We start from the raw sequence: 24,510 nt of genomic DNA, 5'->3' as shown, positions 1-24,510 counted from the left end.
CTCGTGTTCAACGTCAACCTTTTGCGCTACGGTCAGCCTTTTGCGCTACGGTCAGCCTCGGTGATCATCCAACAGCCACCAGAGATGGTTGCTTGCTGAATGTCAGCCCGTCGCCGTTCGAGTCGATCTGAATGCGATCGCCATCCATGAAATCGCCTTGCAGCATACGCAGCGCGAGCGGGTTCTCGATGTCTTTCTGAATCAATCGCTTCAACGGTCGCGCACCATATATAGGATCGTAGCCGGTGCGTGCCAGCCAATCGCAGGCGGCATCGGTCGGTTCCAATATGATCTTGCGGTCGACCAATCTCTTGTTCAGTATCTTCAACTGGATGTTGACTATCTGCTTCAGTTCTTCCGGTGTGAGAGCGTGGAAAACGACTGTCTCATCGATTCTATTCAAGAACTCAGGCTTGAAGTGCTCGCGTAAAGCACCCATAACCTTATCTTTCATCTCAGGATAACATTCATCGCCCTGCACCGCCGCTTTCAACTGATAGTCGAGAATGTGCTGGCTGCCTATGTTCGAAGTCATCACCAGAACCGTATTCTTGAAGTCGACGTGGCGACCTTTCGAGTCGGTCAAATGACCTTCATCCAAAACTTGCAGCAAGACGTTGAATACGTCACTGTGAGCCTTTTCAATTTCATCAAAAAGCACACATGAGTATGCCCGTCTTCGCACCGCTTCGGTCAACTGACCGCCTTCATCGAATCCGATATATCCAGGAGGCGCACCTATCAATCGGGCGACTGTATGGCGCTCTTGATACTCAGACATGTCGATGCGAACCATCGCATTTTCGTCATCGAAGAGGTATTCGGCCAGGGCTTTGGCAAGCTCCGTTTTTCCTACCCCGGTTGGTCCAAGGAAGAGGAAACTGCCGATCGGGCGATTCGGGTCTTTTAATCCGGCTCGCGCTCTGCGCACCGCATTTGACACTACTTCGATGGCTTCGTTTTGTCCGATAACACGCTGGTGCAAGTGCTCTTCCAGGTGAAGCAATTTTTGTACTTCGCCTTCGAGCAGCTTGGTTACAGGGATACCCGTCCATTTTGAGACGATTTCAGCAATGTCTTCTTCGTCGATTTCTTCCTTAAGAAGCCTGCTTCCCTTTTTGTGGTTGAAGACTTCTTCTTCCTTTTTCAACTGCTTATCGAGTTCGATCAATTTGCCGTACTTGAGCTCGGCTGCTTTCTGCAGGTCGGTTTCACGCTCGGCGCGTTCGATTTCGAAGTTGGTCTGCTCGATGTCAGCTTTCAGAGCTTGCACCCGGTTGAGGGCTTCTTTCTCAGTCTGCCATTGAGCTCGCAGCATGTCAGCTCGCTCTTTCAAGTCGGCTAGCTCCTTTTCCAGGCGCTCCAGCCGATCTTTCGAAGCTACATCAGATTCTTTCTTGAGCGCTTCGCGTTCGATTTCGAGCTGTACGCGTCTGCGTTCCAGTTCATCCAGCTCTGTAGGCATCGAATCAATTTCGATTCGCATACGGGCTGCTGCTTCGTCGACCAGGTCGATTGCTTTATCGGGCAGAGAGCGGTCGGTGATGTAGCGGTCAGACAGAACGGCTGCGCCCACCAGTGCAGAGTCTTTGATGCGAACTCCGTGATGAACTTCGTATCGTTCTTTCAAGCCGCGCAGAATCGAGATTGATTCCTCGACTGATGGTTCATCGACTAACACGGTCTGGAAACGCCGCTCCAGCGCCGGGTCTTTTTCGACGTGCTTGCGATACTCATCGAGGGTGGTGGCACCAATACAGTGCAACTCACCGCGCGCCAGTGGCGGTTTGAGCAAGTTGCCTGCATCCATCGAACCTTCACCGCTCGAACCTGCTCCCACTACGGTGTGCAATTCGTCGATGAAAAGAATGATTTGACCCTGTGCCTCGGTTACTTCTTTGAGTACGGCTTTCAGCCTTTCTTCGAATTCTCCCCGGTATTTAGCCCCTGCAATCAAAGAGCCCATATCCAGCGCTATCAGTTTCTTGTCTTTCAGACCCTCGGGCACATCGCCTTTGGTGATTCGCTGCGCCAGACCTTCGGCAATCGCAGTTTTACCCACACCGGGCTCTCCGACCAAAACCGGGTTGTTTTTCGTGCGCCGCGACAGCACCTGCATGACCCGACGAATTTCATCGTCTCGACCGATGACCGGGTCGAGTTTTCCCTTCATCGCCATCTCGGTCAAATCTTTGCCGTAGCGAGAAAGGGCTTCATATGTGGCTTCTGGGTCCTGACTGGTGACGCGCTGCTTACCGCGGATCGAAGTAAGCACCTTGAGAATGCGATCACGAGTGGCTCCATGCGATTTCAGGATGGTTCCGGATTGATTTTTGGTTTCATCAGAAAGGGCCAGCAGCAAGTGCTCAACACTGATGAAATCATCTTTGAGCCGCTCAGCTTCTTTGGTTGCAACTTCCAAAACCTGCATCAATTTGTTTGATACATGGATTTCGTCCTTGCTCATATTGACTGCAGAGCCTTTCGGCTGCATTTGCAGGTATTGGCTTACTTCTTCAATTACGACGGCAGGTTTGATGTCCAACCGCTCTAAAATTTTGCTGGCAACGCCTTCTTCTTGCTCCAAAATCGCCAGGAGCACGATTTCAGGCGTTACCTGACTCTGACCAAACCGCCCCAGGATACTGCGGCAATTTGTTATGGCTTCTTGCGCTTTGTGCGTGAATTTATCTAGGTTCATTTGTCACCATCTTCACTATGGAATACTCGGTTCTGTATCGGGTTAAGCACCCAAATTGTGGGCGCTTTTAGCCCCTCACAGAATTTATTATGGGGCAGTTGTGATAGCCCCTTCATAATTTCCACAATTTATTTATAGGTTCGATTTTTTGACCGTTTTTGGGCATTCCTCAGGAAGGATAAAACCTGTTTTTGTCGTCTACATCCATATCGTTCTGGACGGAAGAGCCGTAAGATATGATCTGTTACCAGATGAGATTACAAGTTCAGGTCTCTGAACTGGCGCTACCTACGAGAATCTATGCAGGAGTTTGACGAAGACTTTTACGCCATATTAGGGGTTGAGCAGGAGGCGCCGCCTGAGGAAATTCGTAAGGCTTACTTGCGTCTGGCTAAAAAACTCCATCCTGACCGGTTTCCCAATGATCCGGAGCAGCGTGCGACGGCTCAGAGAGAGTTCGCCAAAGTAACCAGGGCGCATGATATCGTCGGTGACGCTCAGCGCCGCTCAGAATACGACACATTGCGCGAATTGAAGAAGAATCGCACGCCTGTGCATACTGACGCAGCAGACGATCCTGCTGAGCTCACTGCAAAGCAGCGCAAAGATACGACAAGGATGATGCCGAGTCGGGATGCAGCTGTTGAAGACGAGAATATCAATGTTAAGTGGGCGAACAAGCATGTCAGCCGCGCCGATGATTTGTTCCGTCGCAAAAAGTATCAAGAGGCTGAAACAGCCATGAAAGAGGCGATTCGACTCTTGCCTCAGGAACCCAGGTATCATAATAAGCTTGCTGAAATTTACATAGCGCGTGGTTGGAAGACTCTGGCCATGACCGAAGTGCAAGCGGCATTAAGGGCTAATCCTAAAGATAATGAAGCAAAAATATTAGAGGCGAAGATACGGGCACTGACTAAGACTGCCGAACAATCAAAGACGAAGAGCAGTTTTTTAACGCAAGTGAAAAATCTATTTTCCAAGAAGAAGAGCTAAAATCGCATTGGCTCATGAGGTTTGGGTTCGTGTTTCTGATTTCTGCCGCGCCGTTGTCGCGAAAAATCCTCGCAGTATCTTTGCTGAACAGCTTGCTCTGGGGAATGTCTCCAGCTATCGCCGCAGACGGGAAGTCCTCGAAAACTGCAGTCAGAGGTGTCAACGCTGCTGAGCTGAAAGCCTCGCTAGTCGGTGCCAGGACTGCTTCTTCAACGGTCTCGAACGAGTCACACGACAACAAAGCAGCCGCAGGCACTAATGTTGCCGAAGTTCAAACTCAATCGGAGCATCCTTCCGCCGGTGGTAGCGGCGCTGCAGGTTCAGCCGGAGTCGTACATACAAGCAAAACAGATTCTGCAGATTCAGCCGCTCAAGCACCTGTAGTTACAGCGGCAGATTCCGCTCGTGCGCAAAAAGAAGCACATCTCTTAAAAGGTAGTGTCACGCATTCCTTTTCTAAGTCGCCGCTGATGTACGACAAACCGCAAGAATTACCGAAAGGCACCACAATCAGTCTGGTAAGTCTGGCTAACATCAATTCTGAGATCAATAGAAAGGGCGATGAAGTTTGGGTTAGAGTCGGATCAAACGTGCATGGTCCGAGCGAAGTGGCAGTGCCGGGTGGTTGGTACATGCATGGTCTTGTTACTGATTCTGCTCCGCAACGACGTGGTGGCAGAGATGGTTACGTCACCGTTCAATTCGACAAACTAGTCAGTCCGGATCGTCAGCTTGAAGTGCCGATTGATGCACAAATTACGAGCAAGAAATCTGCACCGAAAGCGATCGCCAAGCATTTGCTCATAGATAGCGGACACGTAAGTCTTGGCGCTGCCGGTGGAGCGATTATGGCGGTGCAATTTGGTGGCATCGGTACTGCTATCGCCACACACGGAATTTCAGTCGGAGTTGGTGCCGGCATTGGTGCCACTATCGGACTGATTGGTGCGGCGAAGAGAAAAGGTTCTATTTCCGCCATCGTTCCAGGCGAAGAGATGAAACTGGTCGTCAATCAGCCTATCACTCTGCCAGGATTCAATGCCGATCTGATTCCATCAGCAAAACCAGTTGCGCACCTGGAAAATTTTGAAGTGCAGATAAACAAGCTTGCCTTCTCGAAAGACCCATGGGGTGACAATCGCTCCAAGATGCTCACCGTTGATGTGACGTTGAAAAATGGCACTGCTCACGAATACGGTTTCTCGAATCTAGCCGTCGTATCAGACCGTGACGAGGTCTATTACCCGGATCCTTTGCACAATGGAGGCACAAGTTTCGTAACGAAAAAAGTCAAACCGAACAGTTCCGGAAACGCCGTCGTAGCTTTTAACGTCGACGGAAAGCGGCATAAATACTGGCTTGTCTTATTAGACCGTGCTAATCAGAAAGAGTTAAATCGCGTCCCGATAAATTAAACCTTGCGGTTTCCCCCACTGCTTTCTGGTCTTAAATCCTAATTTGAGCTAATATAAACCCGTCGATCATAAGATCTTTCGAGTGAAAACGATATATCTGTCGTCTATAAATTGAAGGATAGCTGGCTTGCCAGCACGTTTCTAGAAGAATGCTCCAGTCCTTAAGTCTGAATAAGATATTTGCTGGATAGCGATTCGTTAATGATAGTCGGCTTATAGAAATCGTGCGGAAAAGTCGCCACCACTGGCGGCAATGGGGGAGATAAATGAAGGCTCAGTTCACACAAATGCTGCAGAACTTTCATGGTCAGACACGCCATCGCCAGGGCGAAGGAAATATTCGAAAACTACAGACTCAAAATACAATGCTCGAACGGGCGCTTCGAGAAAAAGATCGTGAAATCGACCGCCTTCGCCATCAGCTGTCCAATTCGGAAGCTCGATTGCAAGAATTGATGGGAACAGACGTTCTCACGGACCTACCAAATCGTCATATCTTCAAAGAACACCTGACTCATTCTCTCAAGCGCGCTTTGAGACTTGGATATTCGCTGTCCCTGATGTTGATCGATATCGATCATCTGCGCGATATCAACTTGCGATACGGTCATGAAGTTGGTGACCTCGTGTTGATCGAGGTGGCAAAAATTCTCAAGAGTTCTGTGCGTGAAATCGACATGCCTGCTCGATGGGGCGGTGAGGAACTAGTGACCGTATTGCACGAGACTGACGCCGAAGGTGCAGCTGTTGTTGCAGAGCGTGTCCGACGCAGGGTTTCGATGCTGGAAATTGAAGATCCTAAGACGAAAAAGCCGATCAAAGTCACCGCGACTCTTGCTGTTGCCAGTTATCCGGCTCACAGCAACGAGCCACAGGGCTTGTTGGAAGCAGCCTGCGAAGCGCTTATTACAGCAAAAGACAAAGGCTGTAACGCAGTGATTGTCGCCAATCGGTAATAGGAGTTCTCGCTTCGTTGTTTCGGAGTTGGCGTCTAAAACGGCGTCTTGGTTTCGCTGTCCCAATCTAGATTGATATCTAGATTGATATCCAAATTGATATCCATATTGATATTCAATCTGTTGTACGGATTGATATCCAAACTTGTTGCCCAGGTTGTTGTCCAACTTGTTATCCAACTTGTTATCCAACTTGTTATCCAACTTGTTATCCAACTTGTTATCCAATCTGTTATCCAGAGCGATATCCAAGCTGACATCGCAGAACAATCGATCGGCGTGATGACACCATTGGTGGTGCACGACGGATTCAAGCTTCGAATGGACGATCCTTTCAATGACCTTTCAGCGACCTTTCATAGACCTTTCGCCGATCGCCGGTTTTATCTCCAATAAATGTGTCCTACTGACACAATACCTGTCTGACGGTATAATCATTGCCTGCGTCTAGAGCCGCTTTCTGAGGTCACGGTATAACTATTATGGAGAACTCTTCAACTGCTGTTGTAGCAGAGCAACTTGGTAGACGGGAAAAGAAAAAGGCTCTGACGCGACAGACAATCATCGATGCGGCAGGGAAGCTCTTTTCGGTCAACGGCTTTGATGCAACTTCCATCGATGAGATCTGTCAGGCGGCTGACGTCGTTAAGGGTACCTTTTACTATCATTTCAAATCCAAAGAAGATCTGGTCATCGAGCTACGACGTGAGATGACCGAACAGCTTGAAGAGTTTGTTGCGTCCGAGCTGGATTCAGGAAATAGCCCTCTGGATATTTTGAGGGCGCTTATGATCAAGGATGCTCGCTGGACAGAACAGAATGAAGAACTGTCCGTGATCTTCGTTTCGCAGATCTATATGAATCGGGCCGCCTCTCTAAAAAACCCGGATACGCCGCCTTCGCGCCTGCGGGGGGCGCTTCGCCGTCCAGTCTCGACGGTTGTGGAGGCTGCACAACAAGCAGGGCAGTTACGCGCTGACGTTAATCCTGATGAGTTGACTGAGATGATTTTCGGGTTTTATATCCACGCTAAGCGTTGTTGGCTTAACGCTCGCACCCCCGGGACTCTTGAGCCTTCGGTTTTGCGGTGGTTGGACATGCTTTTAGATGGCCTAGGGGCTCCTACTGCTTCGGTTTAAGGTGGTTTTCGTTCGCTTTGAAGTTCCGATTTGTCTTGCCGACAAGATTGGTTTGGGCGTTTCCGCTTATGATTCGGCTTCTTTCAAGTAAAATTGACTGAAAAACATTAGACTTTGGTCTTTGTTTGAACCGCGTTCTAGTCGTTACTCTTGGGGGCGCACCCCTTCCTGGTATAACTCAACAGCCATTCTGCTTTCGGAACACTCGAGCAATGGGTTCGTCGTAGTATGAAGATCACTAACTATATGTCAAGCTATTAGTAAGTACAGCTAACTATCGATCCCTTGAGAGGTGATGGCTTTGAATACCACAAGGTTAACCGAGGCAAGAGCATTCGCTCCTGACGAAGCATCTGCCATGGCATCAGCCAGGCAAGTCGTTGAATCAGTCCCTGCGATCATGCGCTTGATCCGCTCAGGTGTTAGAAAAGGCGGCAGTATTTCCCTGCCACAATTGCGAGTTCTTGGTTTCGTTTCTCGAAATCCCGGCGCTGGTGTATCTGATGTGGCAGCGCATTTGGACGTTACCAACCCGACGGCGTCTGTTCTGGTAGATCGTCTCGTCAAAAAGAGTTTGCTGGTTCGTCAGGAAGATCCAAGTGAACGTCGTCGAACTCTCCTCACTATTACCGACAAGGGCGCAGAGGTTTTGGAGGACGCGCGAAGCAAAGCTCAGTTGATGGTGGCACAGGTGCTGAAAACGCAAAGTCCTGAACAGTTGTCGAAAATCAACGAAGGACTGGCAGTTCTAGCCGAAGCCGTAAAAGGAATGTCTTTGTAATGATCAGGGATGCAGAGGACTCAATCGTGACCACGCATACGACCGCCGATGAGACGGTAAGCGTTGATAAGCAAAATAAGTCTGGGCTCGTCCGGCCGATACTACTGACGGTGCTGATTCTGATATTGGCTGGTGCTGCGTACTTTTTCTGGGGTGGTCAAAAGACATCGAATGACAAAAAGGGCGAGGTCAAGAAACAGCGTTCTGCGCCTGTAAACGTAGCCACTGCGCGCATCCAGGACGTGCCCATCGAGGTAAGAACGATTGGTAATGTTCTTCCCTACTCCGTCGTCAATATTGTTCCTCAAGTAAGCGGTCAGCTTCAAAAGGTATTTTTTACGCAGGGACAAAGTGTCAAAAAGGGCGATCTGCTTTTTCAAATTGATCCACGTACTTATCAAGCCGCATTGGATCAGGCTCTGGGGAATGTTGCCAGAGACGAAGCGCAGATCAGGTCTGCCCAGGCTAATCTAGCCAAAGATCAGGCCACCGTAGGTACCCTGGAAGCTAACGTCAGCCGAGATTACTCGCTGGCGAGATTGGCAAAAACGCAAATGAGCCGTTACGACAAGCTTGTCCTGGAAGGTGCCGTCTCGCATGAGCAATCAGACCAGATGACGACGAACGCCGCTACAGCCGAAGCCGCAATTGAAGCCGATAAGAAGGCTGTAGAAAATGCAAAAGAAGTTTTAAATGCCGATCGCGCCGCGATTCAGACGGCACAAGGCACATTGAAAGCCGATCAGGCTATGGTCGAGAATGCGAGAATTCAGCTTGGTTTTTGTCAGATTCGGTCGCCTATCACTGGTCGCACGGGCAGTCTGAATGTCTACGAGGGCAACGTCGTCACCGCAAATTCTGCGACGCCGCTGGTTAGCATCAATCAAGTTCAGCCAATTTACGTCACCTTCACCGTGCCTGAGCAAAATTTGGATCAGGTTCGCAAGTGTATGGTTGATAAATCTCTGACAGTGCAGGCATTGATTGAAGGCAAGCGGAAAGAGAAGTTTATCGGAGCTGTCACTTTCCTTGAGAGCACCGTTAATACCACAAGCGGTACAGTCACTTTGAGGGCAACTTTCCCCAATGAGGATAGCAAGCTTTTCCCCGGACAATTTGTAGATGTAATAGTGACCATGCCGCCTGATGGACAAACGACAGTCGTGCCATCGAGTGCGGTGCAAACCAGTCAGCAGGGCAACTCAGTCTATGTTGTTAAACCCGACAAAACGGTTGATTTTGTGCCTGTTGAACTTAAACGCACCTATGGAGATCTCGCTGCAATCGGCAATGGTCTGAAGGCGGGCGATGTTGTTGTAACAGACGGTCAGCTGCAACTGACTCCAGGTGCCCACGTTGATATCGTCAAGCAGCCGACTGTCGATTTGGGACGGAGCGATGCTCCCGGTAAATAACGGTGAATTTTTCTCGAATATTTATCGTTCGTCCGGTCATGACGACACTGCTTATGGTGGCGTTGCTGATCTTCGGTACATTCGCATACTTTTCTCTGGCTGTTAATGATTTACCGGCAGTAGACTTCCCCACAATCTCAGTTTCCGCCAATTTGCCGGGCGCAAACGCCGACACCATGGCTTCTGCCGTAGCTACACCGCTAGAGAAGCAGTTCAGCAGCATCGCTGGATTGGACAACATGAGCTCGACCAACTCTATGGGTTCGACTCAAATTTCACTGCAGTTCAATTTGACGCGCAACATCGACGGTGCTGCCGAAGACGTTCAAGCAGCCATTATCGCCGCACGCCCGCTGCTTCCAACCAGCATGCCGACACCGCCTACTTTTAGAAAGGTGAATCCGGCTGATGCACCGATTTTGTTTATCGCCTTGAGTTCGCCGACCCTGCCACTTTATACGGTTGACGAGTATGCTGAAAACATTCTTGCCCCCCGTATCTCCATGACGAGCGGGGTTGCCCAGGTACAGGTTTTCGGCTCGCAAATCTATTCACCGCACGTGCAGGTCGACCCTCGCAAACTGGCCAGTTATGGAATCGGAATCGATGAAGTCGCCAACGCTATTCGCACCAGTAACGTCAACTTGCCGACCGGGACTCTGTCTGGACCTAAACAGGCACCCAATATTCGCGTCAACGGGCAGTTGTATAACGCCAAAGCCTTCGCACCACTAATAGTGACCTACCGTAATGGATCTCCAGTGCGTTTGCAAGATTTAGGCACCGTGGTGGACAGTACACAGACGGATAAGGTGGCGACCTGGTATAAGGATACGCGCGCCGTTGTGCTTGCTGTTCAGCGTCAGCCCGGCACCAACACGATTCAAATTGTCGATCATATTCGTGAGTTGCTGCCGAATTTTCGCGCAATATTGCCAAAATCGGTTGATTTGAATATCCTCTTTGACCGTTCCCAGGGAATTCGCAGATCTGTCGATGATGTGCAGCGGACATTGCTGATAACAATCGCGCTCGTCATCCTCGTGATTTTCTTTTTTCTGGGAAGCATTCCCACAACGCTAATAGCCAGTCTGTCTTTGCCAATTTCCATTCTGGGCACGTTTGCGGCAATGAAGTTGTTTGGTTTTACACTCAATAATATTTCATTGATGGCGCTCACCTTGTGCGTTGGTTTTGTTGTCGACGATGCAATCGTTGTCATGGAAAATATCGTTCGTCACGTTGAGATGGGTGAAACGCCGATGGAAGCGGCTCTGAACGGTTCTCGCGAAATCGGATTCACTGTCGTTTCAATGACTGTTTCTCTAATTGCAGTATTCATTCCTGTTTTGCTCATGGGTGGAATCATAGGGCGACTTTTCTTTGAATTTGGCGTTACGATGAGTGTCGCCATTTTGATCTCCGGCTTTGTCGCACTGACCCTGACGCCGATGCTCTGCAGCCGCTTTCTCAGCCCACAGAAGGAGCAACAAAAAAATCTTCTCATCGCAATATCCGATCGAATTTTTGGAGTATTGCTTTACGTCTATGAACACACGTTGCGCATCGCGCTCAATCACAAGCTGATCGTAACGGCGCTTTTCGTCGTCATGGTAATTGCGACCGGGCAGCTGATTTCTATTATGCCAAAGGGTTTTCTGCCCACAGAAGACCAGGGGCAAATCATGGCCACCACCGAGGCGATTCAAGGAATTTCGTTTACCGAGATGGTGCGGCATCAGCAAGAAATTGCCAAAATCGTACAAAAGGAAAGCGCAGTTTCTGCATTTATGTCTAGCGTTGGGGCAAGTGGACCGACGCCATCGGCTAATCAAGGTCGCATCATGATGGTCTTGAAGCCGATGAATGAAAGACATATGACGGTTGATGAAATCATTCAAGATTTGCGCAAGAAGACTTCGCGCATTCCCGGCATAAAGTTTTTCATGCAGAATACGCCATCGATTCGCATCGGCGGTATGCAAACGAAAGCCATGTATCAACTCACGCTTTCGTCCTCAAATACCGACGAGCTGTACAAGACGGCGACCGCGTTGCTCGATAAACTCCGCGACGTTCCAGAGTTGCAAGACGTGAATAGTGATTTGCAGGTCAAGAATCTGCAACTCAATATAAAAATTGACCGCGACAAAATGTCCAAATTGGGTCTGAGCATGGACCAGGTTCAGGACGCTTTGAATAGCGCTTATTCGCAACGGCAAGTGTCGGTCATTTACACGCCGACTAATCAATACTGGGTGATTTTGGAAGTCTCTCCTGAGTTCAATCAGGATGCATCCATGCTCGAATGGCTGAAGGTGCGAACCAGCTCTGGAGAACTCGTGCCGATCAGCACAGTTGCCACCGTCGATAGAGGCGTTGGGCCTATGCAGGTTAATCACCTGGGGCAGTTCACGGCGGTTACCCTGTCTTTCAATTTGAAACCGGAAGTATCGTTGAGCGAAGCTGTAGATAAGGTCAAGGAGATTGCGCGGCAGCTGTGCCCCGAAGACGTAACCTATAAATTCCAGGGAAATGCGCAAATGTTCGAGAGTTCAATGGGCAACCTTGGACTGCTTTTGATCGTCTCGATTCTTGTCATTTACATCGTCCTTGGTATTCTCTACGAGAGCTTTATTCATCCATTCACCATCCTCTCGGGGCTGCCTTCAGCGGGATTGGGCGCAGTATTGATCCTCCTGGCCTTCCACATGGTGCTCGATATATACGGGTTCCTCGGATTGGTTTTGTTGATCGGTATCGTTAAAAAGAACGCCATTATGATGGTAGATTTCGCTGTAGATTATGAGCGCACCGAAAACGCGAGCGCAGAAGATGCGATTTTCAAAGCCTGTATTACCCGATTTCGCCCCATTGTTATGACTACAATGTGCGCCCTGCTTGGCAGTTTGCCCATTGCCGTGGCTCTCGGAACAGGCTCTGAAGCGCGGCGTCCACTTGGTTTGACGATTGTGGGAGGGCTTTTGGTGTCACAGCTGGTGACACTCTACATCACTCCCGTCTTCTACATTTATTTGGATAGGTTGCAGAAACGCCTGGCTCATAGAAAGCAGCGTAGCGTCAAGCCGACCACAGTGCACGGGGGAGTCTAATGAGCATCAGCAAGATATTTATAGACAGACCTGTAATGACTACGCTCGTCATGTTTGCCATTTTGTTGTTTGGTGCGATCGGCTACAAGTCGTTGCCTTTGAGCAATCTTCCGAACGTGGATTTTCCTACGTTGCAAGTGACCAGCAACTTGCCGGGTGCAAGTGCGGAGACGATGGCATCTGCAGTTTCAATTCCATTGGAAAAGCAGTTCGCGACAATCGCCGGCTTGAGTCAGATGACTTCAACCAGCACACTCAGTCAGTCGCAAATTACTTTGCAGTTCGACCCATCTAGAAATATGGATGGCGCTTCGCTCGATGTTCAGGCGTGCATCACGGCTGCCTCCAAACAGTTGCCACCGCAGATGACCACACCGCCGACCTTTGCTAAGGTCAACCCGGCGATGCAACCTGTTATCTATCTGGCTGTGAGTTCTGACACTCTGCCGATGCACAAAGTGGATTATTATGCCGAGACAATTATCGCTCAGCAAATTTCGCGCGTTAACGGCGTCGCTCAAGTACAGGTAAACGGCGCCCAGCCGTTTGCGGTGCGTATTCAACTGAACCCTCAGCGACTGGCTTCATACGGGCTTGGCATGGACGACGTCATGAATGCCGTTTCCGCTGCCAACCAAAACCAACCGACCGGAACGTTGTGGGGCAAATCGCAGGCATTCACGATTCAGTCGAATGGCCAGCTCCTCAATGCCGATGCCTATAAACCGATCGTCATAGCCAATCGTAACGGTGCACCGATTCATCTCAGTGACGTTGCCAGAGTGCTCGACAGTGTTCAAAATGACCGCGCCGGCGGTTGGTATAACGGCAAGCCGGCAGTCATTCTTGCTGTGTTGCGGCAACCTGGCGCCAACACGATTCAAGTCGTCGATAGCATCAAAAAGCTGATGCCGAATTTCCGTAGCGTTGTTCCAGCTTCGGTTAATCTGGATGTGTTATACGACCAATCGACATCGATCAGAAACTCTGTCGATGATGTTCAGTTCACCTTGTTACTGACCGTTGGGCTGGTTGTACTGGTGATATTCATATTTCTCGGTAATCTGTCGGCAACCTTGATTCCCAGTCTTGCACTACCGATTTCTATTGTCGGTACGTTTGCGGCGATGCGGCTGCTTAATTTCAGTCTGGACAATTTGTCTTTGATGGCTCTGTCTCTCTCGGTTGGTTTTGTTGTAGACGACGCTATCGTTATGCTCGAAAACATAGTCAGGCACATGGAAATGGGCAAATCGCCAATGCAGGCGGCGTATGATGGTTCTGCGGAAATCGGATTTACGATTTTGTCCATGACATTGTCACTGGTGGCAGTATTTCTTCCCGTTCTGCTATTGCCCGGGGTGGTTGGTCGCCTGTTCAATGAGTTCGGTGTGACCATAAGTATTGCGATCTTGATCTCGGGCTTTATTTCGCTGAGCTTCACACCGATGTTGTGCAGCCGATTCCTGCGTCCCAGCAAAGAGGGTCATAGCAAGGGAGCTGTGGCGGCAATATCGGATCGTGTTTTTGATATATTCCTGAGTTTCTATAAATCCACACTGCACATGGCTCTTTCGGCAAAACCGCTGGTCATGGTTGGATTCAGTGTCATGCTTGTCTTGACGGGCGTTCTGTTTTCCAGCGTGCCCAAAGGCTTTATGCCAAATGAAGACACCGGTCAACTTGTGGTCATGACCGAGGCTGATCAGGGCGCATCCTTCCAGGAGATGACGCGGCTGCATACCCAACTGGCTGACATTATTATGAAGGATCCGAATGTGGAATCCGTCATGTCCAGCCTTGGCGTCGGTAACAGCAGCCCGAACATTGCTCTCAATCAAGGAAGGCTGCTGATTGTGCTTAAGCCCCGAGCGCAGCGCAAGGAGACTGCCGACCAGCTCATTCAAGAAATCGCACCCAAGCTTGCCACTGTACCCGGTATCAATGCCTTTGTTCAAAACCCGCCCACAATTACAATTGGCGGTCAGGTAACGAAGAGTCTCTATCAGTTCACTCTGTCCAGCCCCAATATGGACGAGCTTTACGCTGCCGCTAAGAAACTGCAGGAAAAAATCAAAGGCATCGACGGTGTTGTTGATGTTACTTCGGATCTCCAGGTTAGTAATCCTGAAGTGCATTTGACCGTAAACCGCGATAAATGCGCCCGTTTCGGAGTCAGCATGCAGCAGGTCGAGGATGCGCTCAACAGTGCCTATGCGGCCCGTCAGATTTCCACTATGTACACTTCCACGAATCAATATTGGGTGATTATCGAAGTGCTGCCGCGCTTTTATCGTGACCCGACCAAACTGGCTGATCTTTATTTGCACAGCTCAAATGGGCAACTGGTTCCGCTGGAATCGCTTTGCACGGTAGAGAACGGGGTGGGACCGCTCCTGGTCAATCACCTCAGTCAATTCCCATCGGTGACGATTTCATTCAATCTCAAGCCGGAAGCTTCACTGGGCAATGTCACCAATGCAATTAAGGCTTATGCAAAAGACACCGAAATCGTTCCAGCTTCGGTGACAACGAGTTTCCAGGGCACTGCTGCTGCGTTCGAAGACTCGCTGCAAAATCTGTGGGTGCTTTTGCTTCTGGCTGTAGTCGTGATCTACATCGTGCTGGGCATTTTGTATGAAAGCTTCATTCACCCCATAACCATCTTGTCCGGCTTACCGTCAGCAGGTTTAGGGGCTTTGCTGATTCTGATGATTTGTCATGTCGACTTGAATATCTACGGCTTTCTTGGACTGATTATGCTGATTGGTATCGTCAAGAAGAACGCCATTATGATGATCGACTTTGCTGTAGAAGCAGAACGCGGCGGTCATAAATCAGCTGAAGATGCTATTTATGAAGCTTGTCTGACCAGGTTCCGCCCGATTATGATGACAACAATGGCAGCTCTGATGGGTGGTATTCCGATCGCTATCGCGTTCGGAGCTGGTTCAGAGGCTCGGCAACCGCTCGGTTTAACTGTAGTGGGCGGTTTGCTGGTATCGCAGCTGGTGACTTTGTATATCACTCCAGTCTTTTACATTTATCTGGATCGCTTCCAACGCCGTGTATTTAATACTGATCAGAATAAAGCGCAACTGAGGGGCACTCAGAGAAGTGCCTGAACGGTTTCGAGTGTGTCGGCTTCGTTCGCGGGCTTGTCGATTCGCCATCTGACCATTCTCGGAAAGCGTACGGCGATTCCGGATTTGTGCCTTGTTGATCTGGCAATGCCTTCAAAGGCTAATTCGAAAACCAGCTCTGGTTTCACTGTGCGGACCGGTCCAAATTTTTCGAGAGTGTTTTGGCGCACGAATAAATCAACCTGTCTGATCTCTTCGTCGGTTAAGCCTGAGTAGGCTTTTGCAACGGGGACAAGTTTGCCGTTGTCCCACAATCCGAATGTATAGTCAGTGTAGAGACTGGCGCGCTTGCCGCTGCCGCGTTGAGCATAAATGAGCACCGCATCCATTGTGAATGGATTGACTTTCCACTTCCACCAATCGCCGCGCTGACGTCCGACTTTGTATGGTGACGAAAGTCGCTTCAGCATCAAACCTTCGACATTGAGTGAGCGAGCCGTGTTGCGAGCTTCGCTCAATTCTTCCCAACTTAGCGTCTCAACTTTCGGCGAAATGCGCAGTCGTTCACTTAATCGCTGACAACTTGGAGCTGCAATGTCGGCCGCTGTGAGCGTGAGTTGAGTCGGATTTGTGCTGCACGAAAGCCCTCGCAGTAAACGCTCAAGCAGCTCTCGGCGCTCTGCCAGCGGGCGATCGCGAATGTCGACTCCATCGAATTCCAGCAGGTCGTAAGCCATGATGATGACGGGAACGTCTTCTAACATTTTTTTTGAGACATTCTTTCTGCCGATGCGCAGCTGGAGTTGCGAAAAGGGCAGTACGTTCGCTTCCTTCCACGGCAAAATTTCCCCGTCTATAACGGTTCCGTTTGGCAGTAGCACCGACTCTTCTATCAGTTCAGGAAAGCGATCCGAGATCAATTCCTCTCCCCTCGACCAGATGAATGATTGTCCACCGCGTCTGATCAGTTGCGAGCGGATGCCATCCCACTTCCACTCCGCTTGCCATTCGCTGACGTCACCTAAAGAGGGCAGATCATTTTCAAATGGATACGCCAGGTAGAATGGGTAAGGGCGGCTGATATCCGTGTCTTGAGTATCCGGCGCCATTAATCGTTGATAAAATTCGGCAGTCGGTTCCCAGGTTCCCATCAACCTGTGTGCCACTACAGATGGTTCAATATTACTGACCAGGCTTAGTGCTCTTATTACCAGTTGCTGGGAGACGCCGACTCTGAAGGCTCCGGTCAGGAGTTTGTTGTAGATGAAGCGCTGCGAATCGTTGAGTTCCTGCCATGCTTTGACAACACTTTCGACCTGGTCTTGTTCGCTGGCGCCCCGCAAAGTCAAAATGCGCTCCTGCACCCATTGCGTCAGAGAAAGTTCGCTGGATTTCGAACTCGACGGAAGAAGCAAGGCGATTGTCTCCGCCGTGTCGCCAACGGCATCGTAGCACTCGGAAAACATCCACTCCGGCACACCCGCACAAGCAACTGCCAGTGCTACCAGCTTCGGGATTTGCATCAGTTGTTTTGGTTTTCTACCAGTAAGAAAGTAAATTGCCCAGGCCGAATCCTCCGGGCTGGCGGACTGAAAGTAGCTTTTCATCGCTGCCACTTTCTCATTGGTCTTAGTTGTTTCGTCTAAAGCGGTGTACAAATCTGTGAAGGCTTTCATTGATCGGCACCTTCAGGTTCAGATTCGCTGTCAGCTTCCGTCTGAGACGGCTGAAGCTCGTCTCTCTCTCCTTCGAATTCAGTGGAGAAAGAGCTGGCGTTGACGCCTATTTCTTTGAGCCAGCGCACCATTTCGCCCGAATATCCGTGGGTGACAATCACCCGTTCTGCTCCGGTTTCTTTGATCACCTGGTTGAGCTCGACCCAATCAGCGTGGTCAGACAGAACAAATCCGCGGTCCACAGATTTCCTGCGCCTGGTGCCTCGAATGCGCATCCACCCTGATGCAAACGCTGTCGATACTGTTCCAAACACGCGAGTCCATGGCGTCGCTTGCGCAGACGGTGGAGCGATAATCAAGCTGCCACCAAACTTGGTGCCTTTTGCCAGAGCGCCTACGTAGGTTGTGTTTGCAAGTGAAATGCCCGACTCTCGATAAGCCTGTGTGATTTTCTCTACCGCGCCATGCGTATAAATTGGACCTATGCCGGCGTCGACTCCGCTTAAAATGCGCTGCGCCTTGCCCAACGCGTATCCAAAGAGCAAGCTGGCTTTACCTGCTTCCTGATTTGCTTTCCACCACCTGTTGATCTCGTCGAATACTGTTGCTTGTCCGTTCCATCGAAATATCGGCAATCCAAAAGTTGATTCTGTGATGAAGGTGTGGCAGGGCACGAGTTCGAAGGATGCGCAGGTCATTTCGTCTTCTGTCTTATAGTCGCCCGAAATGACCCATACTTCCCCATCTTTTTCCAGGCGCACTTGAGCTGATCCGAGAACGTGACCAGCCGGGTGCAGGGAGACGCGGACTCCGTTAATGTCTAATGTTTCGCCGTACTCTACTGTCTGGATAGAGGCGGTTGGTTCGAGACGGCTTCTGAGCAGCCGCTCGCCGCTTCTTGCCGCGAGGTATTTTGTATTACCCGGGCGTGCATGGTCTGCGTGTGCATGCGTAATGATGGCGTGACCAACGGGGCGCCATGGATCGATGTAAAAATCGCCTTGTTCGCAGTAGAGTCCAGCGTCAGTTAGTTTTACGAGATCAGGTTTGCTCACACTGATGTTATATCGTAATTAAAGTCTGTTTTTCGCAGATTCGACGCGACTGCAAATTTTGGTAATTGCAACGACCGGCAGTCAGAGGCGTCAGTCGGATGCGGCACTCAGAAGCATCAGTTGGATTCACAGTCGTAGCCGAATCCCTGAATGGAGCCTCAGCAAATGTCTCAGGCGAATGCCTGCAACGCGTATAGAGCCACAGCGCTCGCAAGCGCTACCATCATTCTGATCATTATCAGACCTCTATAAAAAGAACCTGTTGTAATACAGTGCTCAACTAGTAGCTTACGGGCCAAAGTTAAAGCGCACGTAAAATCGCCATTCGAAGTTTGTAATTAATGCTGGTGCGGGCTCTATAGATGAGTTGCGTCTTCTTTTGCGTTGCGTGGATAAATCGAAGACTTAATGTGACTTGGCGGAATTTAGTGCAAAAAAGGTAGGCACCGAATACGGTTCCTACCTTCTCAGAATTTCTCGTTGGCGCCTTAACGCACAGCGCTTAAATTATCTAACACCGAGCAATTCAACGTCGAATACCAAGGTTGAATTCGGTGGAATCAAGCCGCCACCTACATCTCTGCTGCCATAAGCAAGATTTGCTGGAATGGTCAGCTTGCGCTTGCCGCCGACTTTCATGCTGGCAACGCCTTCGTCCCAACCTTTGATTACCTGACCTGCACCGAGTACAAACTCGAAAGGAGTGCCCCGGTCGACTGAGCTGTCAAACTTCTTGCCGTTTGTGAGCCAGCCTGTGTAGTGAACGGAAACCGTTTGCCCTTGACGGGGAGAAGCACCTGAGCCGACCTTCTCGTCTTGGTATTTGAGTCCGGTTGGGCTTGTTACTACTCCGGAGTTTGCTTGTGCCATCTTAACTAGATCTCCTTTTTGGGGCTTTGCAAAAGAAAGAAGATTGCCGGAAAGGCAAACTATCGAACAAAGAGCGATTGATAATGTTTTGATTTTCATATGTCCTACGCCACGCGCTTAGATATAGCAGAGCATTATATCTACTTAGTCGTGCAAAATCCTTATCATTCGCGTCTGCCAATTGACCATGTACTATTAACCAGTCAACTGGTGACTTTCGGGACTTTACTTAATGCGCCTCCTCGTTGTCGACGATCACATTCCAACTCGACAAGAAATCGTGCGTGAACTGAGCACCGGCGGGGTTATCGAAATTGTTGGCGAGGCAGAAACATCTGACCAGGCACTCAAGGTGGCAAAAGATTTGTTGCCTGATGTTGTCCTGCTGGACCTTCACTTGCCTGGATTAATCGGCACGATAGATTTGATTAAACGCTTGACGGCGCTGCGAAATGTTCGCGTTGTCATGTTTGCCAGTCAGGGCAAACCCTCAGACGTGCAAGATCTGCTCGACGCCGGGGCTGTTGGTTACGTTCTCAAGACGGATCCTCCAGCGCTGATCCGAATGGCGCTGTTGATGGTGATGCGTGGTTCTAAAGGGGTTGTGTCGCCTTCCTTGCCCCGACACATCACAAGGCTGTCTCAAGATGAACGTAATGTTCTGCGCAGCATCACAATGCGCGGAAAACTCGGTAAAGCCGCTGAACGACTGGGAATTTCCGAAGCTGAGTTGATGGAAGTCGTGGAAGGGTTGATGGCCAAACTTGAACTGGAAAAGCCGGAACAGCTTGTTAAGTGGGCTAAGAAACAGGGCTTTTAGTTGAGAAGAGCATGCAGGCGACTCTTGAGTCTGCGGTTTTTCTCGCGGAACGCCTATGAAGTCGGCTTTTGTTGGGAAGCGACTCTAATGCATGATCGCAAAATGGGTGACGATCAAGCCAAGCAGCACAGCCCCAAGAATTAAGGATGCCAGCTCACCAGCCGAGAATGCTTGCCTTACAAGGGTGTTGGGCGGCTCCTGTGTTTTCCAGTAATCGTTCAGCCACTTCTGCGCAATGACAAGTGGGGTGACGTAGAGCAGAAACAAAAGCATGAAAGCGCCGGGAAGTCTGTAAAGCGACATACAACCGAACATTACGAGAGTCATGATCATGCCCGTAGCAATTGGGTTCTTATGCGCAAAAGTATCTGGAGCAGGATATAGCTGAGCGATTGCACTGAACAGAGTCGAGGTCAAGTAAAGCTGCCAGATCGGCACCAGAACCCCCATCGTCCGCAAGATTGGGCTTGTATTGCGCAACTTCAGAAGCGCCGGATTGGCGGGCAGGTCCATGTCTATGGCATTTGCATGATCTGCCAGGTCTCTCCATGTTTTCCAGAACCAGACGATTGAGTACGCGCTCATCGTCACAACGTTCAGGACCACGACATGCCAGAGCGGCTGCGCCTTGGATTCGACGAAATCGCCCAGTGGTGAACCAGATTTTGTTGCCGTACTTGAGGGAGACATTATGGTGAGAAAAGCATCAGGTAGTAAGATTATGCCTGTCCGTTCATAGATAATTCTATTTGGTTAGATAGGCAGTCGGCTGCAAAACTATCTTAGATTATGCGCTCGCGTCCTGAACGTCTGGGGGATGAAATGGTCAATTCTGTAATTCTTGTTGGTAGAGCTGGTCGCGATCCGGAAATGCGCTACTTCGAGTCTGGTCGCGTCAAAACAACATTCTCGGTTGCAGTCAATCGTCCTACGAAAGAAAAAGAGACTGATTGGTTCGATATTGAAATTTGGGGTCGTCAGGCGGAAATCGCAGGCGAATATGTGCGCAAAGGCAGCTTGATCGGCATTGAAGGACGATTGGACTTCAGCCGATGGACTGACGATGCTGGTAACAAGAACGTTAAACCTTACATTCATGCGACAGGATTGCGCTTGCTAGGCAGCAAGAAGGACAACATGGGCGGCGAAGAATTTAGCGGCTGAGCCGATCGTCTCCCTTACAAGTGATGCATAGTATCGGGCCCATCGATTACGCGATCATTGGCATCTACTTCGTATTTGTCATTGGCGTAGGCGTATTGCTGAAAAAGCGCATGGTCAGCAGCGAAGATTTCTTCCTTGCCGGTCATCGCATTCCCAGTTGGGTGACGGGGTTGGCATTCCTTTCTGCTAATCTCGGTGCCATTGAAGTGATGGGAATGGCGGCCAATGCTGCTCAATACGGCATCATGACGGCGCACTTCTATTGGCTTGGTGCCATTCCGGCTATGGTTTTTCTGGCAATTTTTATGATGCCGTTTTATTACGGCTCAAAAGTGCGCAGTGTTCCCGAGTATTTGAAGATGCGCTTCAACGAAGCGACTCGGGCATTGAATGCAATCTCGTTTGCAGTCATGACTGTGCTCATGTCTGGGATAAATTTGTACGCGATGGCGCTGGTATTTCAGTTGTTGCTGGGGTGGAATATGACGGCGTCTATTCTTGTCTCGGCACTGGTTGTGCTCGCTTACACGGCTTTAGGCGGTCTCACCTCCTCAATCTACAACGAAGTGCTGCAGTTTTTCTTGATTGTTTTTGGCTTGCTGCCGGTTTCCATCATCGGGCTCATGCAGTTTGACGGCTGGAGCGGTCTTGTCTCTAAGTTTGCCAATCCTGGTTTTGCTCATCTCTGGACGCAGACAGCTACTGCTGCGAACCCCATGGGAGTTGACTGGCTCGGTTTGATTTCCGGACTTGGATTTGTACTTTCATTTGGATATTGGTGTACCGACTTTCTCGTTATTCAACGCGCTCTTGCCGCAGAAGACCTGGCTGCGGCGCAGAGAACCCCGCTCATTGCTGCGTTTCCCAAAGTGTTCTTCCCGTTGCTCACGGTTTTGCCTGGATTAATTGCGCTTGTAGTTATTCCTGAATTGGGATCAAACAACACCACTTACCGCTGGGATATGGCATTGCCGCTCATGCTTGTAAAGCTCTATCCGACTGGAATGCTGGGTATTGGGTTGACTGCAATGATGGCTAGTTTTATGTCCGGAATGGCGGGGAATGTCACCGCATTCAATACCGTTTGGACTTATGACCTTTATCAAAGCTACATCGCTAAAAACAAGTCTGATGCTCACTATTTGTGGATGGGCAAGGTCGCAACCGCTGCTGGAATTTTGATCAGCGTCTTTACCGCATATCTTGTGATGGGTTTTCCCAGCATAATGGACTACATGCAGCTCATTTTCACTTTCTTCAATGCTCCGCTCTTTGCCACCTTCTTGCTTGGTATGTTCTGGAAGCGTGCAACGCCCTGGGGGGCTTTCTGGGGGCTTGTGCTCGGCACTTGCGGTTCAGCCGTGCATTTCTACTTCACAAATAATGGCACCATACATTTTTCTTCTGTTATGGCAGGGAATTTTTGGCGAGCCAGTATCTCCTGGACAATTTGTTTTCTTGCCACTATCGCTATATCCATGTTTACCAAACCTAAGCCTGAGAGCGAGCTGGTTGGCTTGTGTTGGAGCACGACGCCCAGACCGGCGCCGGTGACTCTTGTCTGGTACAAAAATCCTAAAATTCTCGGGGTGATTGTGCTGGTTTTTACAGTAATCTGCAACATCTATTTCTGGTGATACCATGTTAGACGTAAGAAAACCGATCGGTTGGCTCTTCACTATATATGGTGTCATGCTGGTGGTTTGGGGGATGGTACAACCTCAGATAACCCATATCGAGGGACACGACATCTCATTCAACTTGAACTTGATTTGGGGTGCGCTGATGCTGGCTTTCGGTATCCTCATGATCGTTTTGGTTTACACGGACAAATCTAAGGCTTAGGGCTTGCCTCGCGATAATTATTCCTTGGTCTTTCCGGATTGTGGATTGGTAATCGATTTCTGCTCGGTTGCGGGTTGTGGACTGAGGACCGACTTCTTATCCGTAGCGGATTGTGGACTGGCAGTCGACTTCTTATCCGTGGCGGATTGATCAGGTGCGTTCTTTTCTGTCGCGGAATTAGAAACGTTGTATTGGAAACGAAACTGCACTTCCACGGGCTTCTCATTGCCAGGAGGGAGTTTGGGGAACGGTGCTGCTGCCTTTAAGGCTGCAATCGCCGCTTTGTCCATTTGCTCGTCGCCGCTTGATTCCACAACTTTCTCATTGGACATGTTTCCGTTCTTATCGAGGTTGAAGTGGACAAGCACAGACATCGATTTCGTCATTGAGGGAGGATGCCAGTTCCTCTTTATACGGGTCTCGACGTAAGCCATATAAGGCACGAAACTGTCGAACTTCATTGACTGGACCGGCTCTTCTTTTACTGCCGCTCTGTGCCTGTGGCGGTAGTTCTTGTCGGTAGTGGGAGCAAGTGCGGCACCAATTGCTATCCCCAGTCCGCAGACGATCATCAGGAGCGGAACGGTGAGTTCTTTCAGTCTTTTAAGTGTCTTCTCTTTTCTGTCTGAAACAAAGTCACGACCGACCGGATCAAGGTGCAGAGCCAATTCGAACATATAATTGGCAACGGCATATGCGCCGAATATGGCGACGATGATCAAGCGTGTCGGCGGAAAAATTAGAAGTAAAAGTGCGCAGACCACCACTGGTGGTGGCAGAGTGCGGCAGAAGATCGAAAATCGCAGCATTCCATGATAGAGCGGGTTTTTGGCTTTGAGCGATTCGAGCACGCCTAATCTTGCTTGTTCCGAGTTGGGGTTGAGGCGCAACGCTTCTCTGTAGTGAGTAAATGCCTCTGCATGTTTCATCAACCTGAGTTGAGTTGCGCCCATATTTATGTGAGCGGTGTAGCTTTCTGGATCAACTGCTAAAGCCTGCTGCAACGTTACTTCTGCTTCCGGTAACTTGTTTAATTCAAGCAGTGCTCCGCCTCTGTTGATCAAGCACTCTTCGTTGTCGGGCTCGAATGACAGCCCAATGTCCGCCATCTCGAGCGCTCTCTGGTATTTCTTCTGATTCATATAAATTTGCGCAGCTCGTCCGAAGAGATAAGCCTCTTCCGGCTGGATACGAATCGCTTCGACTATTGCTTTTTCGGATTCTTTCGGCTTGTTGATTGCTGCGAAAGAGTAGCTCAAGGTGTAATGCCCATAGGCGTAATCAGGAAATAAGCGCACTGCCTCCAGCGCCTCTTTGTGTCCCTGCTCGCCTTTGCGTAAGGCAACGAGCGTCATTCCAAGCATCGCGTGGGCCGCAGCAGAGTCTGGAGCGCTTGCTAGTTCTTCCCGAAACTCTTTTTCCGCGTGTTTATATTGTTTGTTTTGATAACAAATAATTCCACGATCGTAATGTTGACCCAT

The 24,510-nt window shown here is 49.8% G+C and carries 18 protein-coding genes; 12 read left to right on the top strand and 6 right to left on the bottom strand.

All coding sequences use genetic code 11. From position 1 onward, the window contains the following. Positions 1-64: 64 nt before the first annotated feature. Positions 65-2,701, bottom strand: a complete 2,637-nt coding sequence (gene clpB / locus EKK48_20785) for an ATP-dependent chaperone ClpB (protein ID RTL38871.1) — start codon at positions 2,699-2,701, stop codon at positions 65-67. A 300-nt stretch (positions 2,702-3,001) separates the two neighbouring features. Between clpB and EKK48_20780 the strand changes: the two genes are divergently transcribed. From EKK48_20780 to EKK48_20745, 8 genes are all read left to right on the top strand, one after another. Further along, positions 3,002-3,697: a tetratricopeptide repeat protein gene (locus tag EKK48_20780; GenBank protein ID RTL38870.1), complete on the top strand. Its 696-nt coding sequence runs from the start codon at positions 3,002-3,004 to the stop codon at positions 3,695-3,697. A gap of 29 nt (positions 3,698-3,726) precedes the next feature. Further along, complete coding sequence (locus tag EKK48_20775) at positions 3,727-5,112, top strand: hypothetical protein (protein RTL38869.1); 1,386 nt, start codon at positions 3,727-3,729, stop codon at positions 5,110-5,112. A 266-nt stretch (positions 5,113-5,378) separates the two neighbouring features. Continuing rightward, positions 5,379-6,068: a GGDEF domain-containing protein gene (locus EKK48_20770; GenBank protein ID RTL38868.1), complete on the top strand. Its 690-nt coding sequence runs from the start codon at positions 5,379-5,381 to the stop codon at positions 6,066-6,068. A 482-nt stretch (positions 6,069-6,550) separates the two neighbouring features. Then, positions 6,551-7,207 (top strand): TetR/AcrR family transcriptional regulator, encoded by a 657-nt coding sequence (locus tag EKK48_20765; GenBank protein ID RTL38867.1) that lies wholly within the window; start codon positions 6,551-6,553, stop codon positions 7,205-7,207. Positions 7,208-7,502: 295 nt separating this feature from the next. Then, positions 7,503-7,988 carry a MarR family transcriptional regulator gene (locus tag EKK48_20760; protein RTL38866.1) on the top strand — a complete coding sequence of 162 codons (486 nt, stop codon included), beginning with the start codon at positions 7,503-7,505 and terminating at the stop codon, positions 7,986-7,988. Beyond that, positions 7,988-9,403: an efflux RND transporter periplasmic adaptor subunit gene (locus EKK48_20755; protein RTL38865.1), complete on the top strand. Its 1,416-nt coding sequence runs from the start codon at positions 7,988-7,990 to the stop codon at positions 9,401-9,403. The genes EKK48_20760 and EKK48_20755 overlap by 1 nt, the downstream gene beginning before the upstream one ends. Positions 9,404-9,405: 2 nt before the next feature. After that, positions 9,406-12,516 carry an efflux RND transporter permease subunit gene (locus EKK48_20750; protein ID RTL38864.1) on the top strand — a complete coding sequence of 1,037 codons (3,111 nt, stop codon included), beginning with the start codon at positions 9,406-9,408 and terminating at the stop codon, positions 12,514-12,516. Then, complete coding sequence (locus EKK48_20745; GenBank protein RTL38863.1) at positions 12,516-15,641, top strand: efflux RND transporter permease subunit; 3,126 nt, start codon at positions 12,516-12,518, stop codon at positions 15,639-15,641. The genes EKK48_20750 and EKK48_20745 overlap by 1 nt, the downstream gene beginning before the upstream one ends. Here EKK48_20745 and EKK48_20740 read toward each other — a convergent pair. From EKK48_20740 to EKK48_20730, 3 genes are all read right to left on the bottom strand, one after another. Further along, positions 15,626-17,275, bottom strand: coding sequence for an ATP-dependent DNA ligase (locus EKK48_20740; protein ID RTL38862.1), 1,650 nt, complete (start codon positions 17,273-17,275; stop codon positions 15,626-15,628). The two genes, EKK48_20745 and EKK48_20740, sit on opposite strands and share 16 nt — an antisense overlap. Further along, positions 17,272-18,330: a ligase-associated DNA damage response exonuclease gene (locus tag EKK48_20735; GenBank protein ID RTL38861.1), complete on the bottom strand. Its 1,059-nt coding sequence runs from the start codon at positions 18,328-18,330 to the stop codon at positions 17,272-17,274. Before EKK48_20735 ends, EKK48_20740 begins: the two co-directional genes overlap by 4 nt. A gap of 507 nt (positions 18,331-18,837) precedes the next feature. Next, on the bottom strand, positions 18,838-19,200 hold the full coding sequence (locus EKK48_20730; GenBank protein ID RTL38860.1) for an FKBP-type peptidyl-prolyl cis-trans isomerase: 363 nt from the start codon (positions 19,198-19,200) through the stop codon (positions 18,838-18,840). A 232-nt stretch (positions 19,201-19,432) separates the two neighbouring features. Between EKK48_20730 and EKK48_20725 the strand changes: the two genes are divergently transcribed. After that, positions 19,433-20,020, top strand: coding sequence for a response regulator transcription factor (locus EKK48_20725; protein ID RTL38859.1), 588 nt, complete (start codon positions 19,433-19,435; stop codon positions 20,018-20,020). A gap of 84 nt (positions 20,021-20,104) precedes the next feature. On the opposite strand, the gene EKK48_20720 is transcribed toward EKK48_20725, so the two are convergent. Further along, positions 20,105-20,710, bottom strand: a complete 606-nt coding sequence (locus EKK48_20720) for a hypothetical protein (GenBank protein ID RTL38858.1) — start codon at positions 20,708-20,710, stop codon at positions 20,105-20,107. Between the two features lie 132 nt (positions 20,711-20,842). Between EKK48_20720 and ssb the strand changes: the two genes are divergently transcribed. Genes ssb through EKK48_20705 form a run of 3 tightly spaced genes read left to right on the top strand, consistent with a single transcriptional unit; the run spans position 20,843 to position 23,029 of the window. Next, complete coding sequence (gene ssb / locus EKK48_20715) at positions 20,843-21,184, top strand: single-stranded DNA-binding protein (protein RTL38857.1); 342 nt, start codon at positions 20,843-20,845, stop codon at positions 21,182-21,184. 23 nt (positions 21,185-21,207) lie between these two features. Then, positions 21,208-22,821, top strand: a complete 1,614-nt coding sequence (locus EKK48_20710; GenBank protein RTL38856.1) for a Na+/galactose cotransporter — start codon at positions 21,208-21,210, stop codon at positions 22,819-22,821. Positions 22,822-22,825: 4 nt separating this feature from the next. Further along, positions 22,826-23,029, top strand: a complete 204-nt coding sequence (locus EKK48_20705; protein ID RTL38855.1) for a hypothetical protein — start codon at positions 22,826-22,828, stop codon at positions 23,027-23,029. Positions 23,030-23,046: 17 nt separating this feature from the next. Here EKK48_20705 and EKK48_20700 read toward each other — a convergent pair whose 3' ends face one another. Beyond that, positions 23,047-24,510: a TonB family protein gene (locus EKK48_20700; GenBank protein RTL38854.1), complete on the bottom strand. Its 1,464-nt coding sequence runs from the start codon at positions 24,508-24,510 to the stop codon at positions 23,047-23,049.

The sequence above is a fragment of the Candidatus Melainabacteria bacterium genome, from assembly GCA_003963305.1.
Taxonomy (GTDB): Bacteria; Cyanobacteriota; Vampirovibrionia; order Obscuribacterales; family Obscuribacteraceae; genus PALSA-1081.
This window is presented reverse-complemented; position numbering and strand designations above follow the sequence as displayed.

Excerpts from the sequence above, each read along its gene's own strand:
- EKK48_20710 (RTL38856.1), top strand. The coding sequence starts at position 21,208 with ATGCATAGTATCGGGCCCATCGATTACGCGATCATTGGCATCTACTTC.
- EKK48_20730 (RTL38860.1), bottom strand. The coding sequence starts at position 19,200 with ATGGCACAAGCAAACTCCGGAGTAGTAACAAGCCCAACCGGACTCAAA.
- ssb (RTL38857.1), top strand. The coding sequence starts at position 20,843 with ATGGTCAATTCTGTAATTCTTGTTGGTAGAGCTGGTCGCGATCCGGAA.
- EKK48_20755 (RTL38865.1), top strand. The coding sequence starts at position 7,988 with ATGATCAGGGATGCAGAGGACTCAATCGTGACCACGCATACGACCGCC.
- EKK48_20720 (RTL38858.1), bottom strand. The coding sequence starts at position 20,710 with ATGTCTCCCTCAAGTACGGCAACAAAATCTGGTTCACCACTGGGCGAT.
- EKK48_20705 (RTL38855.1), top strand. The coding sequence starts at position 22,826 with ATGTTAGACGTAAGAAAACCGATCGGTTGGCTCTTCACTATATATGGT.
- EKK48_20725 (RTL38859.1), top strand. The coding sequence starts at position 19,433 with ATGCGCCTCCTCGTTGTCGACGATCACATTCCAACTCGACAAGAAATC.
- EKK48_20770 (RTL38868.1), top strand. The coding sequence starts at position 5,379 with ATGAAGGCTCAGTTCACACAAATGCTGCAGAACTTTCATGGTCAGACA.
- EKK48_20760 (RTL38866.1), top strand. The coding sequence starts at position 7,503 with ATGGCTTTGAATACCACAAGGTTAACCGAGGCAAGAGCATTCGCTCCT.
- EKK48_20700 (RTL38854.1), bottom strand. The coding sequence starts at position 24,510 with ATGGGTCAACATTACGATCGTGGAATTATTTGTTATCAAAACAAACAA.
- EKK48_20740 (RTL38862.1), bottom strand. The coding sequence starts at position 17,275 with ATGAAAGCCTTCACAGATTTGTACACCGCTTTAGACGAAACAACTAAG.
- EKK48_20765 (RTL38867.1), top strand. The coding sequence starts at position 6,551 with ATGGAGAACTCTTCAACTGCTGTTGTAGCAGAGCAACTTGGTAGACGG.
- EKK48_20745 (RTL38863.1), top strand. The coding sequence starts at position 12,516 with ATGAGCATCAGCAAGATATTTATAGACAGACCTGTAATGACTACGCTC.
- EKK48_20780 (RTL38870.1), top strand. The coding sequence starts at position 3,002 with ATGCAGGAGTTTGACGAAGACTTTTACGCCATATTAGGGGTTGAGCAG.
- clpB (RTL38871.1), bottom strand. The coding sequence starts at position 2,701 with ATGAACCTAGATAAATTCACGCACAAAGCGCAAGAAGCCATAACAAAT.